This window comes from Streptomyces sp. SID11385, assembly GCF_010548245.1.
GTDB lineage: Bacteria > Actinomycetota > Actinomycetes > Streptomycetales > Streptomycetaceae > Streptomyces.
In genome coordinates, this window is record NZ_JAAGLR010000834.1 from 1 (window position 1) to 909 (window position 909).

2 protein-coding genes are annotated in these 909 nt (G+C 78.3%); both read right to left on the bottom strand.

Translation table 11 applies throughout. From position 1 onward, the window contains the following. Positions 1–232, bottom strand: a 232-nt coding sequence (locus G3I42_RS25355) for a PfkB family carbohydrate kinase (RefSeq protein ID WP_239096661.1), incomplete at its 3' end; no start/stop codon positions are given. Then, the coding region (locus tag G3I42_RS25360) for an SIS domain-containing protein (protein ID WP_164289639.1) at positions 229–909 on the bottom strand (681 nt) is incomplete at its 5' end. The genes G3I42_RS25355 and G3I42_RS25360, both read right to left, overlap by 4 nt.

The window sequence follows — 909 nt, forward strand, 5'->3', positions numbered from 1 at the left end:
GCAGCCGGCGCAGCTCGGCGCTCGCGGGGTCCTCGCCGAGGGCGGTGACGAAGGTGACGGGGTGCCCGGAGCGGGCGGCGAGCAGTGCCGCGAGTGCCGCGCCGCCCGGGCGGGTGCGCCGTCGCGCGTCGTGCACGACGGGTACGGGCGCGTCCGGGGCGAGCCGCGCGACCTCGCCCTCCAGGTCGCAGTCGAGCAGCGCGTCGCCGACCACGAGGAGCGGGGCGCTCATCGCGTGCCCCCTTCCCCGTCCGGGCCCGGAAGCCCCGCCTCGCCCCCGTCGTCCCCCGCGAGCCCCTCCACCGCGACATCCCCGCCCGCGAGCCCTTCCACCGCGACGTCCCCGGGCGCGAGCGCCGCGTCGAACGCCTCGCACAGCATGTGCACCGCCACGAGGTGGAGTTCCTGCACCGTCGCGGCGACCGGCGCGTCCACGCACAGCGCGGCGTCGCTCGCCGGAGCGAGCGGATTGGGCGCGGGTCCGGTGAGCGACCACACCGTCAGGCCCAGCGCGCGGGCCTCCTCGGCGGCCGTGAGGAGATTCGCGCTCGCGCCGCTCGTCGAGAGCAGCATGAGGACGTCGTCCGCGCGGCCGTGCGCGCGCACCTGCCGGGCGAAGACGGCCTGCACCCCGTAGTCGTTCGCGATCGCGGTCGTCGAGGAGGTGTCGGCGTGCAGGGCGAGCGCCGAGTACGCCGGGCGGTCCTCGCGGTAGCGGCCGACCAGTTCGGCCGTCAGGTGCTGCGCCTGCGCGGCGGAGCCGCCGTTGCCCGCGACGAGGAGCCTGGACCCCGCGCCGAGGCGGCCCGCGAGCTCGCGGCCCCAGGCGTCGAGCAGGGCGGCCTCGCCGCGGAACCGGGCGAGGGCTTCGTGCAGGGCGTCGCAGTGGGCGCTCGCGGCCCCGGAGGG